The sequence below is a fragment of the Lacrimispora algidixylanolytica genome (genome assembly GCF_003609635.1).
GTDB classification, from domain to species: Bacteria; Bacillota; Clostridia; order Lachnospirales; family Lachnospiraceae; genus Lacrimispora; species Lacrimispora algidixylanolytica.
In genome coordinates this window covers 129988-146912 of record NZ_MCIA01000034.1, presented here as the reverse complement: position 1 = coordinate 146912, position 16925 = coordinate 129988, and the positions used below count along the sequence as shown (strand labels likewise).

The 16925-nt window shown below is 41.1% G+C and carries 12 protein-coding genes and 1 tRNA gene; 9 read left to right on the top strand and 4 right to left on the bottom strand.

Features of this window, described 5'->3' with window-relative positions:
- The first annotated feature begins 100 nt into the window (after positions 1-100).
- From BET01_RS19455 to BET01_RS19425, 7 genes are all read left to right on the top strand, one after another.
- Positions 101-2020, top strand: coding sequence for a DNA gyrase/topoisomerase IV subunit B (locus BET01_RS19455; protein WP_120198542.1), 1920 nt, complete (start codon positions 101-103; stop codon positions 2018-2020).
- Between the two features lie 220 nt (positions 2021-2240).
- Positions 2241-4475: a DNA gyrase/topoisomerase IV subunit A gene (locus BET01_RS19450; protein WP_120198541.1), complete on the top strand. Its 2235-nt coding sequence runs from the start codon at positions 2241-2243 to the stop codon at positions 4473-4475.
- A 160-nt stretch (positions 4476-4635) separates the two neighbouring features.
- Entirely contained in the window at positions 4636-5727 is a 1092-nt protein-coding gene (gene asd / locus BET01_RS19445) for an aspartate-semialdehyde dehydrogenase (protein ID WP_120198540.1), read from the top strand.
- A 58-nt stretch (positions 5728-5785) separates the two neighbouring features.
- Complete coding sequence (locus BET01_RS19440; RefSeq protein WP_120198539.1) at positions 5786-6847, top strand: aldose epimerase family protein; 1062 nt, start codon at positions 5786-5788, stop codon at positions 6845-6847.
- A gap of 79 nt (positions 6848-6926) precedes the next feature.
- Positions 6927-7808, top strand: a complete 882-nt coding sequence (locus BET01_RS19435) for a DMT family transporter (protein WP_120198538.1) — start codon at positions 6927-6929, stop codon at positions 7806-7808.
- Between the two features lie 158 nt (positions 7809-7966).
- Positions 7967-10024: a DNA topoisomerase gene (locus BET01_RS19430; protein WP_120198537.1), complete on the top strand. Its 2058-nt coding sequence runs from the start codon at positions 7967-7969 to the stop codon at positions 10022-10024.
- Positions 10025-10036: 12 nt separating this feature from the next.
- Positions 10037-10720 carry an LbetaH domain-containing protein gene (locus BET01_RS19425; RefSeq protein ID WP_120198536.1) on the top strand — a complete coding sequence of 228 codons (684 nt, stop codon included), beginning with the start codon at positions 10037-10039 and terminating at the stop codon, positions 10718-10720.
- Positions 10721-10820: 100 nt separating this feature from the next.
- Here BET01_RS19425 and upp read toward each other — a convergent pair whose 3' ends face one another.
- The 4 genes from upp to BET01_RS19405 all read right to left on the bottom strand — a co-directional run bounded on the left by upp (position 10821) and on the right by BET01_RS19405 (position 13899).
- The gene (gene upp / locus BET01_RS19420) at positions 10821-11450 is read right to left on the bottom strand and encodes a uracil phosphoribosyltransferase (RefSeq protein ID WP_120198696.1); all 630 of its coding nucleotides are present in this window, start codon (positions 11448-11450) and stop codon (positions 10821-10823) included.
- Positions 11451-11466: 16 nt separating this feature from the next.
- Positions 11467-12807: a uracil-xanthine permease family protein gene (locus tag BET01_RS19415; RefSeq protein WP_207667661.1), complete on the bottom strand. Its 1341-nt coding sequence runs from the start codon at positions 12805-12807 to the stop codon at positions 11467-11469.
- A gap of 71 nt (positions 12808-12878) precedes the next feature.
- A complete protein-coding gene (locus BET01_RS19410; protein WP_120198534.1) occupies positions 12879-13667 on the bottom strand; it encodes a polysaccharide deacetylase family protein in 789 nt (262 codons plus the stop codon).
- A 149-nt stretch (positions 13668-13816) separates the two neighbouring features.
- Positions 13817-13899: transfer RNA gene (locus tag BET01_RS19405), tRNA-Leu, on the bottom strand.
- A gap of 133 nt (positions 13900-14032) precedes the next feature.
- On the opposite strand from BET01_RS19405, the gene BET01_RS19400 reads away from it, so the two are divergent.
- Together BET01_RS19400 and polA are read left to right on the top strand one after the other, a co-directional pair.
- Positions 14033-14380, top strand: a complete 348-nt coding sequence (locus tag BET01_RS19400) for an anti-sigma factor family protein (RefSeq protein ID WP_120198533.1) — start codon at positions 14033-14035, stop codon at positions 14378-14380.
- Positions 14381-14391: 11 nt separating this feature from the next.
- On the top strand, positions 14392-16923 hold the full coding sequence (gene polA, locus BET01_RS19395; protein WP_120198532.1) for a DNA polymerase I: 2532 nt from the start codon (positions 14392-14394) through the stop codon (positions 16921-16923).
- The last annotated feature ends 2 nt before the right edge of the window (positions 16924-16925 follow it).

Below are 16925 nucleotides of genomic sequence, written 5' to 3'. Positions count from 1 at the left end.
AGATATTTACAAAAAATGGAAAAAGAATGTTAGTAACTTGCCAAAAATGGAAAAAGCATTGTATAATGGAGTTTGATTATACGAAATGTGGAGGAGTATCATGGCGAAAACGCAGTATAATGCGGAAAGCATTACCGTATTGGAAGGCCTTGAGGCGGTACGAAAACGTCCTGGAATGTATATAGGCAGTGTAGGGACAAAAGGATTAAATCATTTAATTTACGAAATAGTAGATAATGCGGTGGACGAGCATCTTGCTGGTTACTGTGACCAGATATGGGTGACGCTAGAGACAGATGGCTCTTGTACAGTTAAGGATTCTGGTCGAGGAATCCCCGTGGAGATGCATAAAAAAGGCGTTTCTGCTGAGCGTGTGGTTTTATCTACCCTTCATGCAGGTGGTAAATTTGACAATGATGCCTATAAAACCAGTGGCGGTCTTCATGGAGTCGGTTCCTCTGTTGTGAATGCACTGTCTGTCCACATGAAAGTTAAAATATATAAGAACGGTCTGATTCATTATGATGCATATGAGCGGGGCATACCAACGGTAGATCTGGAGGATGGCCTGCTTCCTACGTTAGGCAAGACAAAAGCGACCGGAACAGAGATTAACTTTCTTCCGGATGGAGAAATTTTTGAGAAGACATATTTTAAAGCAGATTGGATTAAAAGCCGTCTTCATGAAACCGCATATTTAAACCCTAACTTGAGGATTACTTATGTGAATAAAAGGCGAAGCGAAGAAGAGACGGTTGTATATCATGAACCTGAGGGAATCGTTGCCTATGTAAAAGAATTAAATGATGGGAAAGATAAGATGCACGATCCCATCTATTTTAAAGGGACCGTTGATAAAGTTGAGGTGGAGATAGCACTCCAGTTCGTTGATACTTTTGAGGAAAACATACTGGGATTTTGTAATAATATCTTTACTCAGGAGGGCGGAACCCATCTGGCTGGCTTTAAGACCCGTTTTACCCAGATGATTAACAGTTATGCAAAGGAACTGGGGATCTTAAAGGAAAAGGATACTAACTTTACAGGGGCTGATACCAGAAATGGTATGACGGCTGTCGTAGCGATCAAACATCCAGATCCAATCTTTGAAGGGCAGACAAAGACAAAGCTTGCAAGTGCGGATGCCACGAAAGCAGTTTTTTCCGTGGCAGGTGAGGAACTTGAACGATATTTTGACCGTAATTTAGAAGTGTTAAAGGCAGTGATTAGCTGTGCCGAAAAATCCGCAAAGATTCGAAAAGCCGAGGAAAAGGCAAAGACAAACATGTTGTCTAAATCGAGGTTTTCTTTTGACAGCAACGGAAAGCTTGCAAACTGTGAAAGCAGGGATGTACAAAAGTGTGAGATCTTCATTGTAGAGGGAGATTCTGCTGGAGGTTCTGCAAAGACAGCCCGTAACCGTCAGTTTCAGGCCATTCTTCCTATCCGAGGCAAGATTTTAAATGTAGAAAAGGCTTCTATAGACAAGGTTCTGGCCAATGCTGAGATAAAAACAATGATTAACACCTTTGGATGCGGATTTTCAGAAGGCTATGGCAATGATTTTGACATTACTAAGCTGCGTTACGATAAGATCATATTAATGACGGATGCTGATGTAGATGGAAGTCATATTGATACCCTTCTTTTAACCTTTTTATATCGGTTTATGCCAAATTTGATTTACGATGGACATGTGTATATCGCCATGCCTCCTTTATTTAAGGTCATTCCTAAACGAGGAGCGGAACAGTATCTCTATGATGAGAAAGATCTGGAGCGATATCGCAAAGCTCATTCGGGAGATTTTACTCTCCAGCGTTATAAAGGTCTTGGAGAAATGGACGCAGAACAGCTTTGGGAAACTACTCTTGATCCGGATCGGCGTGTGCTTAAGCTGGTAGAAATTGAAGATGCCCGTATGGCTTCTGAAATTACAGAAATGCTCATGGGAAGTGAAGTTGCCCCCAGAAGAAAGTTTATTTACGAGCATGCAGATGAAGCTGAAATTGATGCATAAGGAGTAGGAAACCCCTTCCAGGGATACCTAAATGTCCTGAGAAGATGGACAAAAGAGAGGAAACCCCTACCAGGGATACCTAGATGTCCTGAAAAGATGGACAAAAGAGAGGAAATTCCTTCCAGGGATACCTAAATGCCCTGAGAACATGGACAAAAAGAGAGAAACCCCTTCCAGGGATACCTAGATGTCCTGAAAAGATGGACAAAAGAGAGGAAATATGGCAGAAAAAATAATTAGAACAGAGTATTCCGAGGTGATGCAGAAGAGCTACATGAATTATTCCATGAGCGTTATCACAGCTAGAGCGATCCCGGATGCCAGAGATGGATTAAAGCCCGTTCAGCGGCGTGTATTATATGATATGAGTGAACTTCGTTTAAACCATGATAAGCCCCATAGGAAGTCGGCGCGTATCGTGGGTGATACCATGGGTAAGTATCATCCCCATGGTGACAGTTCCATTTATGAAACCCTTGTAGTAATGTCCCAGATATTTAAAAAGGGAATGCCCCTGGTCAATGGACATGGAAACTTTGGTTCCATAGAAGGGGACGGAGCAGCGGCTATGCGTTATACGGAAGCAAGGCTTGAGAAGTTTACAGAGGAAGTTTATTTAAGGGATCTGGACAAGACTGTGGATTTCGTACCTAACTACGACGAGACGGAACAGGAGCCGGAAGTTCTTCCGGTGAGAGTGCCCAATCTTTTAATAAATGGCGCTGAGGGAATTGCGGTAGGTATGAGTACCAGTATCCCCTCTCATAATCTGGGAGAAGTCATTGATGCAGTCATGGCTTATGTCGATAATTCTGAGATAACAGTGCAGGAGCTGATGGAATATCTTCCTGGTCCTGATTTTCCTACGGGGGGCATTATAGCAAACAAAAGTGACTTGCCAGCTATTTATGAAACCGGTATGGGAAAGATCAAACTTCGTGGTCGGATTGAAGTGGAACTTGGAAAAAGGAAAGCCGATAAAGACAAGCTGCTGATTACGGAAATCCCTTATACCATGATAGGTGCTGGGATTAATAAATTCCTGGTAGACATTGTTGATTTGGTAGAAAGCAAAAAGCTTACGGACGTTGTGGATATCTCCAATCAGTCCAATAAAGATGGAATTCGAATTGTACTGGAACTGCGTAAGGATGCGGATGTAGAAAAGATCCGCAACATTCTCTATAAGAAGACAAAGCTGGAAGATACCTTTGGCGTCAATATGCTGGCCATTGCAGGCGGCAGACCAGAAATCTTGAATTTAAAAGGGATATTGAAGAACTTTCTGGATTTTCAGTATGAAAATGCCACGAAAAAATACAAGGCTCTTTTAAGCAAGGAACTAGAGAAAAAAGAGATTAAAGAAGGTCTTATTAAAGCTTGTGATATCATCGATCTCATCATTGCAGTTTTAAGAGGTTCAAAGAACTTAAAGGATGCAAAAAATTGCCTTATGACTGGCGATGTATCCAATATCAAATTCCGGGTCAGTGGGCTTGATGAAGATGCAAAGAAGCTTTGCTTTACCGAAAAGCAGGCCAGCGCTATATTGGAAATGCGCCTTTATAAGTTGATTGGGTTGGAGATCCTTCAATTGGAGAAGGAATTTAAAGAGACTCTTCAGAAAATTGCTCTGTATGAAAAAATACTCTCCGACAGAAAAAACATGGATGTCGTGATTAAAGACGACCTTAAGGCCATAAAAGAGGAGTATTCCACACCTAGAAGAACTGTAATTGAGGATGGCAAAGAAGCGGTTTATGACGAAACAGCGGTTTCCATATCGGAAGTTACTTTTGTCATGGACCGGTTTGGTTATTGCAAAATTCTTGATAAGAATACGTATGAAAGAAACAAAGAAACAATTGAAACCGAGAGCCAGTATGTGGTAAACTGTTTCAATACGGATAAGATTTGTATTTTCACCAATACAGGAAACTTATATCAGATAAAAGTGCTTGATGTTCCTGTAGGAAAACTCAGGGATAAAGGGACACCTGTTGAGAATTTAAGTAAGTTTGACGGAACAAAGGAAAACATCATATACTTATCTCAAGCGGGTGGATTAAAAGGGCGCAAATTCCTGTTTGCAACAAAACAGGCCCTTATTAAGCTGGTACCAGGAGAAGAGTTTGAGACAAATAACCGGACGGTGGCAGCGACAAAGCTTCAAGACGATGATTCCGTGATTAGTATACAGATTTTAGAGCAGCAACAAGATGTGGTGCTTCAGACTTCAACAGGTATATTCCTGCGGTTTAGAGTGGAAGAAATATCTGAGATGAAGAAGAATGCCAGAGGATTCCGAGGGATTAAGTTGTCTCCTGGAGAAGAGTTGGAAGAAATTTATCTTTTAGGGGAAGATCCGGTGATCTTATATAAAGAAAAAGAGGTACACCTAAACCGGTTAAAGGCTGGTAAGCGGGATGGAAAAGGTAGTAAAGTTCGTCTTTAGTACGTTACCACGAAGTACATTTTGAAGAAATGTCTTCGTGGTACGAACAAATGTATTTTTATCGCGAATAAATATTGATTTTTCTTTCGATTTGTTATAGGATAGTTAAGAATTTAGCATATTTGGATATTACAAATTGAATAGAAGTGAGGAGAAAGCGATGGAAAAGAAATTGCAAGTTGGCATCTTGGGAGCGACCGGTATGGTAGGACAGAGATTTATTTCTCTGCTGGAACATCATCCTTGGTTTGAAGTAGTGACAGTAGCAGCAAGTCCACGCTCTGCCGGAAAGACATATGAAGAAGCTGTAGGAGACCGCTGGAAGATGACAACACCTATGCCGGAATCTGTGAAGCATTTAAAAGTTATGAATGTGAATGAAGTGGAAGCAGTGGCTGCTGGAGTTGATTTTGTATTCAGTGCAGTTGATATGTCAAAAGAGGAAATCAAGGCAATTGAAGAATCTTATGCAAAGGCAGAAGTACCTGTTGTATCCAACAACAGTGCCCATAGATGGACTCCTGATGTACCTATGGTAGTTCCAGAGATTAATCCAGAGCATTTTGAAGTGATCAAAGACCAGAGAAAACGTTTGGGCACGGAAAAAGGCTTTATTGCAGTTAAGCCCAACTGTTCTATCCAAAGCTACGCTCCAGTGCTTACTGCCTGGAAGGAATTTGAGCCTTATGAGGTAGTAGCCACTACTTATCAAGCCATATCTGGTGCAGGAAAGAACTTTAAGGATTGGCCGGAGATGGAAGGAAATGTGATTCCATTTATCGGTGGTGAGGAAGAAAAAAGTGAGCAGGAGCCTCTGCGCCTATGGGGAAAGGTTGAGGACGGACAGATTATAAAGGCAAGCGAGCCAGCAATAACCTGTCAGTGCATCCGCATCCCGGTATTAAACGGCCACACAGCAGCGGTTTTTGTGAAATTCCGTAAAAAGGTTTCCAAAGAAGAGTTAATTGACCGTATCCGTAGCTTTAGTGGACTTCCACAAGAGCTGGAGCTTCCAAGCGCACCAAAGCAGTTTATTCAGTATATGGATGAGGAAAATCGCCCTCAGATTACCCTTGATGTGGACTACGAAAACGGCATGGGAATCTCCGTAGGACGTCTGCGTGAGGATACCGTTTATGATTATAAATTTGTGGGAATGTCCCACAACACAGTTCGGGGGGCTGCAGGTGGTGCCGTTCTCAGTGCTGAACTTTTAACGGCAAAGGGATACATTACAGCCGGGAAAAAATAAGACCATGAAGCCCCTTTTTTGAAGGGGCTTTTAGGAAAAGGTATATGGAGGAAGCAAAATGGCATACAAAAAAGAACTATGGGGAAACATGCCGGATGGCAAAGAAGTGTATTTGTATACACTTGAAAATGGGAATGGAGTTTCTGCTTCATTTACAGATTTAGGTGCAGTCTGGGTGAGTATGTTCGTACTTGACCGGGAAGGGAAGAAGACCGATGTAGTATTAGGGTATGATACTGTATCCCAATACATTGAAAATCCCCCTCATTTTGGGGCACCCATTGGAAGAAGTGCCAACCGGATTGCCAATGCGAAATTTACAATCAACGGCAAAGAATATGCCATAGAGGCCAACAATGGAGTGAATAATCTTCATAGTGGTTCCGATCTTTATCACTCCCGTCTATGGGAAACTGAAGTGGAAGAGACAGAGGAAGGCACAAAGATCAGCTTCTCACTTTTCTCACCGGACAAAGATCAGGGATTTCCAGGAAATGCAACTATTACAGCATCCTATACTCTGACTCAGGAGGACAGTCTCATTCTCTCCTATCATATGATTTGCGATCAGGATACCTTGGCCAATTTTACAAACCATAGTTACTTCAATCTTGATGGGCAAGACGGCGGTTATGCGATGAAGCAGCGTGTCTGGATCGATGCGGATACATATACCAGAGCAGATGAAGGCTCTATACCCACCGGAGAGATTACACCAGTAAAAGGAACTCCCATGGATTTTACCACGATGAAGCCGATTGAACAGGATATAAATGAAGATTATGAGGCGTTGATATTTGGTGGTGGTTTTGATCATAACTGGGTGCTCAATCATCCAGAAGGAGAAGTTTCCTTATGTGCTGCAGCAGAATCTGATAAAACAGGTATCCGCATGGAAGTGTTTACAGACCTGCCGGGGATGCAATTTTACACAGCCAACTTTTTAAAGAATGGCATGATAGGTAAGGGCGGTGCCGTTTATGAAAAACGATGCTGTTACTGCTTTGAGACCCAGTATTATCCCGATGCTATCAATAAACCTGAATTTCCTTCTCCATTATTAAAAGCGGGAGAGGAATATCAGACAGTTACAATTTATAAATTTGCTATAGCAGAATAAATATCATACAGAATACGAATCCAGGGACGCAGATTGCTGCGCCCCTGGATTTATGTGAAAGGACTTTGTTAGTGTACATATGAATATACAGGATGGAAAAGGAATTAAGGCATTGTCAGTGGTTGGACTTATTATAACCACCATAATCTGGGGAAGTGCTTTTGTGGTAATGAAAAATTCAGTCGATATCATTTCTCCAACATATCTGCTGGCGATTCGTTTTACCATAGCATCAATTGCATTGGTTGCAGTGTTTTTTAGGCGAATCAAGATGGTAACTCAAAGAGAAATACTAAGCGGAAGCCTTTTGGGCATATTTTTGTTTGTCAGCTACCTGCTACAAACTTATGGCCTGAAATACACGACCGCCAGTAAAAATGCATTTATTACTACTTTGTACGTAATATTAGTACCTTTTCTGCACTGGTTTTTTAATAGAAAAAGACCCACCGCAAATAATATAGGCGCCGCTGTAATTGCAGTGTTTGGTCTAGGACTCATCTCCTTGGAAGGTGATTTGTCCATAAACATAGGTGATCTGCTGACACTTTTTTGTGGTCTCTTTTTTGCATTTCATATCGTATTTGTTGACCGATACACGGAGCATTACGATCCAGTGAGGTTGACTGTGATCCAGATGGTCGTAGCTGCAATCCTTAGCTGGTTTCTGGCACCGATTTTGGAAGGCACACAGGATTTTACTGTTATCAAAGGCTCCATTTTCATTGGATTGATATATCTTGGGATTTTCAGTACGATGATCTGCTTTCTTCTTCAGAATGTGGGACAGAAACACTTAAGCCCCAATACATCTTCCATTATATTATCATTTGAAGCGGTATTTGGGTTGGGATTTTCCGTGGTATTTCTTGGAGAAGTGGTTACCCCTAAGCTTTTGGTAGGTTGCATCCTTATGTTTGCTTCCGTCATTTTATCAGAATATCAGAAAAAAAGAGCTTAACGTGAAACGACATTTCATTTAATAAAATCGTAAACTTTGGCACCATTGATATTCCTATTTTTCAATGGTATAATTGGTTTGAATGGTCAAAAATTTGCTATTCGTAAGTTTTAATGTTATAATAGTCGGGTTACTATTAAAGAGCAGTAGGGAGATATATGTCGAAATCGTTATACATTGCAGAAAAACCAAGTGTAGCGCAGGAGTTTGCTAATGCTCTGAAAGTAAAGGGAAGGCGTAGCGACGGATATATCGAGTCTGATCAGGCAATTATTACCTGGTGCGTAGGCCATTTGGTGACTATGAGTTATCCAGAAAGCTACGATCCGAAATTTAAGCGATGGAGTCTATCCACCCTTCCATTTCTTCCAAAAGAGTTTAAATATGAGGTAATCCCCAGCGTTGAAAAGCAGTTTAAAATTGTAAGCGGTCTGCTCAATCGCCCGGATGTAGATGTGATTTATGTCTGCACTGACTCCGGTCGGGAGGGAGAATACATATACCGTCTGGTTGCCCAAATGGCGGGGGTAAATGAAAAAAGTCAAAAAAGGGTATGGATCGATTCTCAGACAGAGGATGAAATTTTAAGAGGAATCCGGGAAGCAAAGGATGAATCTGAATATGACAATCTTTCCGAGTCTGCTTATTTGCGAGCAAAAGAAGATTATCTCATGGGAATTAATTTTTCACGATTGCTCACACTAAGATATGGACAGCATATTTCGAATTATTTACGGAGTGGGAAAAATACGGTCATATCCGTTGGACGAGTCATGACTTGTGTTATGGGAATGGTAATCCGAAAGGAACGAGAGGTGAGGGGGTTTGTGAAAACACCTTTTTACCGCGTTGTCGGAACCTTCTTAAAAGATGAGATGGACTTTGAAGGTGAGTGGAAAAGCGCTCCAGGGTCTAAATATTTCGAATCTCCTTTTCTTTATAAAGAAAATGGTTTTAAAGAGCGCAAATATGCAGAAGACTTAATTTCAATTCTATCGGTTACAGAGCCTTTAGAGGGAACGGTTGCTTCTATAGAAAAGAAAAAGGAAACCAAGAATCCTCCACTTCTCTATAACTTAGCAGAGCTTCAAAATGACTGCTCAAAGATGTTTAAGATCAGTCCTGATGAAACCTTAAAAGTGGTACAAGAGCTTTACGAAAAGAAGCTTGTCACCTATCCCAGAACTGATGCCAGAGTTCTTTCCAGCGCTGTGGCGAAGGAAATCCATAAGAACATCGGAGGATTAAAGGGATTTCAAGTGCTTTCCGAAGCGGCAGCAGAGGTTATGGAAAAGGGTTCCTATCGGAACATTGAAAAGACCAGATACGTCAATGATAAGCAGATCACCGATCATTATGCCATAATACCAACCGGTCAGGGTATGGGGGCTGTAAAGAGTCTTTCCCCCCTAACATATAAAATCTATGAGGTCATTACCAGGAGATTTCTTAGCATTTTTTATCCACCTGCAATATATCAGAAATATGCATTGGAACTGGTAGTGGACAAGGAGCATTTTTATTCCAATTTCCGGGTTATGCTGGAGGCGGGTTACTTAAAGATTGCTGATGTATCAGGCAACAAGAAAAAAGCCCAAGAAGATAAAGCAGAGGGGAACTCATCCGCTGAGGGTAATTCAGATGAAAACAATCCGGATGTGCCTCAAAAAAACATGGATAACCCAGCTTTTGTCGCCATGCTTGGAACCTTGAAGAAGGGCATGACTCTTCCTATTAAGGAACTTGTCATTAAAGAAGGGGAAACCTCCCCGCCGAAACGCTATACCTCCGGTTCCGTTATTCTAGCTATGGAAAATGCCGGACAGTTGATAGAGGATGAGGAACTAAGGGCCCAGATCAAGGGAAGTGGCATCGGTACCAGTGCGACCAGAGCTGAAATCTTAAAGAAGCTATGTAACATTAATTACCTTTCTCTGAATGGGAAAACTCAGGTAATTACGCCGACGTTACTGGGAGAGCTGATCTATGATGTGGTTAATGCCTCCATAAAGCAGTTATTGAATCCAGAACTTACGGCAAGCTGGGAAAAAGGTCTTACTTATGTTTCTGAGGGATCTATCACCTCTGAAGAGTATATGCAAAAATTAGAGAATTTTGTTGCCGGCCGCACCGCAGGGGTGCTTAAACTCAATAATCACTATGATCTACGTAGTGTGTTTGACGAAGCTGCAGCTAATTATATTAAAGAAAAATAGGAGATTACAAAAATGAGAAAAGAAGATATGACAAACCAAGATCTATTTGATACGAATTATACTGTAGCCAAATTATTATTTGAGCAGACAACATATCCTTGGGAAGTTCTTCCTAAAATCAGCGAATTTATTGTTTCTTTAGGAGAGCGTCTTCCTAAAGATGAATTTGTTCATGTTGGAAAGGCTGTATGGATTCATAAATCTGTTAATTTGCCACCAACAGCATGTATGGGTGAGAACGTTATTATCTGTAAAGGTGCTCAGATTCGTCATTGTGCATTTATCAGAGGAAACGCTATCATTGGAGAATTTGCAGTAGTAGGAAACTCCTCAGAAGTTAAGAATTCCATTCTTTTTGATGGTGTTCAGGTTCCTCACTTTAATTATGTAGGAGATTCCATTTTAGGATATAAGTCTCATATGGGTGCTTCTTCCATCGCTTCTAATGTTAAAACTGATAAATCTCTGGTTGCAGTACATGCAGAAGATGGAGATATTGAAACTGGTCTTAAGAAATTCGGTGCTATCATCGGAGATTATGCAGAAATTGGCTGTGGAGCTATCTTAAATCCAGGAACTGTTATCGGACCAAAATCCAGTGTTTATCCTCTTTCTTGTGTAAGAACTTGTGTGGATGCTAACTCCATCTATAAAAATCAGGGTGAAGTTGTAGAGAAGGCTGTAACAGAAGAATAAAAAATTATAAATCTATGTAAGAGTCTATAGATAAAGAGAAGAGAGGCTGTTTCCTTTGGAAACGGTCTCTCTTCTCTTTATGATTTATATGAAAGTATAATTATTTTGTTCCGAAAATACGGTCCCCTGCATCGCCAAGGCCTGGACAGATATAAGCGTTTTCATTTAATCCACGGTCAAGATGTCCAACATAGATCTGGATGTCAGGGTGAGCATCCTGAAGCTTCTTTAAGCCTTCTGGAGCTGCAATGATACACATGAATTTAATATTCTTACCGCCATACTTTTTAATGAAATTAATTGCTTCGACAGCAGAGCCACCAGTAGCAACCATAGGATCTGTGACAACGATAGTTCTTAATTCAATTGGGCTTGGAAGCTTGCAGTAGTACTCGTGAGGCTCGTGAGTTACTTCGTCGCGGTACAAGCCAATATGTCCTACCTTTGCGGAAGGTACCAGAGCAAGAATACCATTAACCATACCAAGTCCTGCGCGGAGAATCGGTACAATTGCCATCTTCTTGCCAGCAATCATAGGAGTCATACAGGTTTCAATGGGAGTTTCCACCTCGACATCCTGTAAAGGAAGATCTCTTAATGCTTCAAATCCCATAAGCATAGCAATTTCTTCAATGAGGGCGCGGAATTCATTGGTTCCGGTCTTTTTGTCTCTTAAGATAGAGATCTTGTGCTGAATCAGCGGGTGGGTAAAAATAGTTATATTGTCCATTGAAAAATCCATAATATTATTTATCCTTTCTTGAATCACTAGTTGCATCAGGTGTTTCTGGCAGAATTAGGTTCATAAGGACACCTACAACAACTGCGATGAAAAGGCCTGAAATGTTTAGAGTTACACTACCGATTTCTGCATTAAGACCGCCGATCTGACCAAATCCAAGGCCAAACACTAAGATCAGTCCGACGATGGATAAGTTTCTGCTGTGTGTGAAGTCTAAATTAGATTCAGCAAGAGAGCGAATACCAACGGCAGCAATCATACCAAAGAGCATGATTTCAACACCACCCTTGACAGGACCAGGTATCGTCTGAAGAATTGCGCCCACTTTTCCAAACAAACCTAAAATAATAGCAAATACTGCAGTAATACGAAGAAGCCTTGGATTGTAGTTCTTGGTAGTAGCAAGTACTCCGGTGTTTTCCGCATAAGTAGTATTCGCCGGGCCGCCTATAAATCCTGCAAAAAGGGTTGCAATTCCATCGCCCATAAGAGTGCGGTGAAGACCAGGATCCTTTAAGAAGTCTTTCCCTACAACGGTTCCATTGGTAGTAATGTCACCGATGTGTTCCATAAAAGTTACACAGGCAATTGGTGCGATGGATAAAATGGCTCCCAGGCTGAATTTTGGAACCGTCATAAAACCTACCCCGTTTAAGTCCTTGGTCACATAAGGAATGTTAATCCAGGCTGCTGATGTAATCGCAGAATAATCCATGTGAAACAGTCCTAGGCCTCCTAAAATTATGCACAACAAATAACCTGCTGCAATTCCAATCAGAATAGGAACTAGCTTAAAAAATCCATGTGCAAAGATGGAACAGAGGATTACAACAAGCAGGGTGAACATGGCAATTCCAAGGTTTAATGCTATGGTTGGAGTCAATCCGTCGGCAAGGCTTAAATTGCCGGTAGCATCATTAATTGCCGTGCTTGCGAGGTTAATTCCGATAACAACGATGACAGGGCCTGTCACAACCGGAGGGAATACCCTTTTGATCTTGTCCGATCCAACGATGTAAACAAGAAGGGCGAAGAGAAGATAGACAAAACCGGCAAAAATAATTCCACCCTGTGCTAAAGGTACGTTCTCTGGAATCACGGTTCCTTCTGGGCGAATGATTGTAGTAAGAGCCGCCAGAAATGCGAAGGAAGAACCAAGAAACACAGGAACCTTAAATTTAGTACAGCAGTGGAATATTAAGGTACCAACGCCTGCAGAAAAAAGTGCCAGCGATGGGTTGAGACCAGTCAACAAAGGAACCAGTACGGTTGCGCCAAACATGGCGAACAGATGCTGAATACTGAGCAGATAATCTCGGGTAGTGAGTTTTTCTTTATTACTCATTTTTCGACTCCATTTCAATTTATTTTTCGTCCTATTTTATCAAAGAAAGGAGTAAATAGCAACTAGTTTTCCTATTTTGTCTCAGGAGTATAGGAAACGAGGGCAAAATCCCCCAAAGCATGAGGAACAGGAATGGAAAAAATGATATTTCCTTTGTCCACATAGCTAAAGGAATCAGGAAAAGCAGGGGTCCCATCAGGCATCTTTGTTTTAATAGGAAAGTCAGCTTCCTGGAAAATTTTTACATAGGAGTTAAGATCCATTTGAGTTCTCGCCTCCATAAGGGCTTCCGTAAGTTCTGGAGATGCATTGTAAAAATTCACTTGGTCGGAAAGAACATATTTAGCCAGAGTTTCAGGATCTGCGTAGTCTGTAAGTCCTAAATCTTTAACCTGTTCTAAGTCTACGGTGTTGGTGTAAAAGAAATTGAGGGGGTGAGCTGCGCCTTCTGCATAAAAGGTACCGGTATAAACGGCTGTAATCCGTTTGGAGTCAGCGGAGATAATCTCTGCATCTATAATAACGGTGTCTTTTATGGGATCAATGGAATTTATATGTATTAAGCTAAGTGCATTCTCTTTTAGAAGCTGATTGATTTTCTCTTCCTTGTTCTTATCTTTTAGGTTGGAGATAGCAGGGTATTGGATGGAGATGTTTTTGTCTTTATAAGATTTTATAGAGGTGGTGATCCCGGGATGAGTTACGGGCTTTTCTGAATAGTCCCTGATTACAATAGAGCTTGCCTGGCTTTCTGTAGAAGAGGTCTGAGGTGGAACTTCTTTGATATAATTTCTCTGTGTGCATCCAGTTAAGATTAAGATAAAGCAGGCAGAAAAAAAGAAAAGCTGTTTACGATACATATGATAATTACCACCTTTCTTGTTATTCACATTCACAATCAGTATATCATAAACTATGAAACTATGGAAAAAAGAATGTGAGAATCCCTGTATATTGCAAAAAAAAGAAACCAGTCTAATAGAATGGTTTCTTTTCGCCCAATATAGAGTGCCGATGGCCGGATTCGAACCGGCACGGAGGTTGTCCGCTGCATTTTGAGTGCAGTGCGTCTGCCAGTTCCGCCACATCGGCTTTTCTCTGCAACGATGATTATTCTATCATAGGATTTTCCATTTGGCAAGTGTTTTTTATGATTATTAAATTGTAAATAGGTAAAATATATTGTATGATAGATGAAAGATATTGTTAAGGAGGTGTCAGGATTTTGACATGCAAAGAAGCTGAGCGTCTCGTCATGCCATATATCAGAGATGAACTTACAGATGAAGAACTAAAGGAATTTCTGGAACATATGGAATCCTGCCCGGGCTGTCGCGATGAACTGGAAATTTATTTCACTGTAGAAGTGGGAATTAGACAGCTTGACTCCGAAACTGGGAACTATAATATAAAAGGCGCTCTTGAAGCCGCCATCGAGCAGTCCAGACAAAGAATCCAGGCTGTAAGACTTATAAAGATAGCAAGGTATTCCGTGACCACATTAAGTGTTATGGCATTGATAATCACTGTCCTATTGCAATGCAGGATCTGGATGCAGCAGGGCTTATTATGATAGGAGAACAAATGAGCAGAAAACGAATTGTTTTAATAGATGGAAGCAGCATGATAAAGGAGGCCTTTTATAGTCTTCCGGCTGATGGAGCCAATGGAGTACGAAATCTTTTGATGACGATTTTAGAAAAGAAGGAAGCAGATTATCTGGCAATAGCCTTCTCTTCTGGCGTTAACAGTCGTCCTGTAGTGGAACAGGAACTTAAGGCACAAGAGGAACGGTTAAAAGAGATGGCGGTGTCTTTAAAGGCGACGGTTCTTGTAAAGGAAGGGTATGAATCCTCTGATATCCTTGCTTCTCTTGCAAAAAAACACAGCGAGGAAGATAGTGATATAACCTTAATCACCAAAGATAGAAGGCTTTTACAAACGGCGGCAGAGCATGTAACCATTCAGGTTCCGGCAATGGGAGAAGAAGGTCTTTTTTTAAAGACATATGGCACAGAAGACATTCAGAACGAATACGGAATGAAGCCAAAGTTACTAAAGGAAGTCTTTGCTCTATTAACAGCCGAAGGACTAGGAGAAAGAACTGCCTGCAAGCTAATCAAGCAGTTTGAAAGCGTTTCCAACCTATACGAACATTTAGAAGAAGTAGAATCTCTTAGAATCAAAGATATCCTTAAGACATTTGAGGACAAGATTCGTAAGGAGGAAACGTCTCTTATTCTAAAGGAGGACTGTGAACTATGTCTAGATTTTACGAAATCCATTTCAGAAGCTGAGATTCAGGAGATTATGGATATGGACTTTGTTCCAGCAGAATTTCCAGATGATGAAAATGAATCTTCCGTATCTGCTAGTTTTCATGTAGTCACTGATCTTTCAGAGGCCGAAGACATATTTTCCAAATGTATATCAGCAGATCGTCTGGGTTTACAGCTTGTCATTGAGGATAAAGCAATATCAGCCCTGTCTCTATGCTTTGGGGAAACAGATTCTTACTGCATCCTTCCAGAAGGACTTTTAAGCAGAGATTATCTGGCTGGCAAGGCAGAGGAAATTTGTAAAAAATCAGGACATGTTACGGTTCTTGATCTAAAGAGTCAACTTCCCTATTTAAAACTGGATGCAGGCAGCTCAGTGATTGATGCTGGCGTTGCAGGATATGTTCTCAATCCATTAAAGGATTCTTACACCTACAAAGATCTGGCAGAGGATTACCTTAATATGACGGTTCCGTCGAAAGTAGATCTCATAGGAAAAGCTACCACTTCACGTGCGATGATTGATAACCGGGAGAATGGTGTTTCCTATGTCTGCTATCTGTCTTATGTAGCTTATCTTTGTGGAGAGCGACTGATAGAAGCCTTAAAGCGGGAGGAGATGGAAACACTCTTTCATGAGATTGAGATGCCTTTGATTTATAGCCTTTTTTCCATGGAGACAGCTGGTATTCAGGTAGAAAGAGAGCGGTTAAAGGAATACGGAGATAGGCTAAAGATACGGATTAAAGAATTGGAAGAAAAGATATATGGAGAAACGGGAGAAACCTTTAACATCAACTCCCCAAAACAGCTTGGTGAGGTGCTCTTTGATCATATGAAGATTCCAGGGGGCAAAAAGACAAAGACAGGTTATTCCACAGCGGCTGATGTGCTGGAAAAGTTGTCATCGGATTATCCGGTGGTAAGCCTCATTTTAGATTACAGACAATTGACAAAATTGAATTCAACCTATGCAGATGGACTTGCAACTTATATTGGTCCAGATGAGCGGATTCACGGAACCTTTAATCAAACCATTACTGCAACCGGAAGAATCAGCAGTACGGAGCCAAACTTACAGAACATACCGGTTCGAATGGAGCTAGGGCGTGAAATAAGAAAGGTCTTTGTTCCTAAGGAAGGCTGTATCTTTGTAGATGCCGATTATTCTCAGATCGAGCTTAGGGTATTGGCTCATATGTCCGGGGATTCCCGTCTCATCAATGCGTATAAGCAGGCAGAGGATATTCATGCCATCACTGCATCAGAAGTGTTTCACATTCCTCTAAATGAAGTAACAACGCTACAAAGAAGGAATGCTAAGGCAGTAAACTTTGGAATTGTATATGGAATTAGCTCTTTTGGATTAAGCGAGGGCTTAAGCATCACCAGAAAAGAAGCTTCAGAATATATCGAAAAATACTTTGAGACCTATCCAGGAGTAAAATCCTTCTTAGATGGACTGGTGACTAAGGCAAAAGAAAGCGGTTATGCCGTCAGTATGTTTGGCAGACGACGTCCGGTGCCAGAGTTAAAATCATCGAATTTTATGCAGCGGTCCTTTGGAGAGAGAGTAGCTATGAATTCTCCTATACAAGGAACGGCAGCAGATATTATAAAGATAGCCATGATACGGGTGGATCAAGCGCTTAAAAAGCAGGGATTAAAGTCACGAATTGTTCTTCAGGTCCATGATGAACTTTTAATTGAAGCGTATCAAGATGAACTTGAAGACGTAAAAGAACTTTTGACAAATGAGATGATCCATGCGGCAGATTTGGACGTATCCCTTGAGGTGGAAGCCAACGTGGGTGAATCATGGTTTGACGCAAAATAAGG

Excerpts from the sequence above, each read along its gene's own strand:
- BET01_RS19455 (WP_120198542.1), top strand. The coding sequence starts at position 101 with ATGGCGAAAACGCAGTATAATGCGGAAAGCATTACCGTATTGGAAGGC.
- BET01_RS19450 (WP_120198541.1), top strand. The coding sequence starts at position 2,241 with ATGGCAGAAAAAATAATTAGAACAGAGTATTCCGAGGTGATGCAGAAG.
- asd (WP_120198540.1), top strand. The coding sequence starts at position 4,636 with ATGGAAAAGAAATTGCAAGTTGGCATCTTGGGAGCGACCGGTATGGTA.
- BET01_RS19440 (WP_120198539.1), top strand. The coding sequence starts at position 5,786 with ATGGCATACAAAAAAGAACTATGGGGAAACATGCCGGATGGCAAAGAA.
- BET01_RS19435 (WP_120198538.1), top strand. The coding sequence starts at position 6,927 with ATGAATATACAGGATGGAAAAGGAATTAAGGCATTGTCAGTGGTTGGA.
- BET01_RS19430 (WP_120198537.1), top strand. The coding sequence starts at position 7,967 with ATGTCGAAATCGTTATACATTGCAGAAAAACCAAGTGTAGCGCAGGAG.
- BET01_RS19425 (WP_120198536.1), top strand. The coding sequence starts at position 10,037 with ATGAGAAAAGAAGATATGACAAACCAAGATCTATTTGATACGAATTAT.
- upp (WP_120198696.1), bottom strand. The coding sequence starts at position 11,450 with ATGGACAATATAACTATTTTTACCCACCCGCTGATTCAGCACAAGATC.
- BET01_RS19415 (WP_207667661.1), bottom strand. The coding sequence starts at position 12,807 with ATGAGTAATAAAGAAAAACTCACTACCCGAGATTATCTGCTCAGTATT.
- BET01_RS19410 (WP_120198534.1), bottom strand. The coding sequence starts at position 13,667 with ATGTATCGTAAACAGCTTTTCTTTTTTTCTGCCTGCTTTATCTTAATC.
- polA (WP_120198532.1), top strand. The coding sequence starts at position 14,392 with ATGAGCAGAAAACGAATTGTTTTAATAGATGGAAGCAGCATGATAAAG.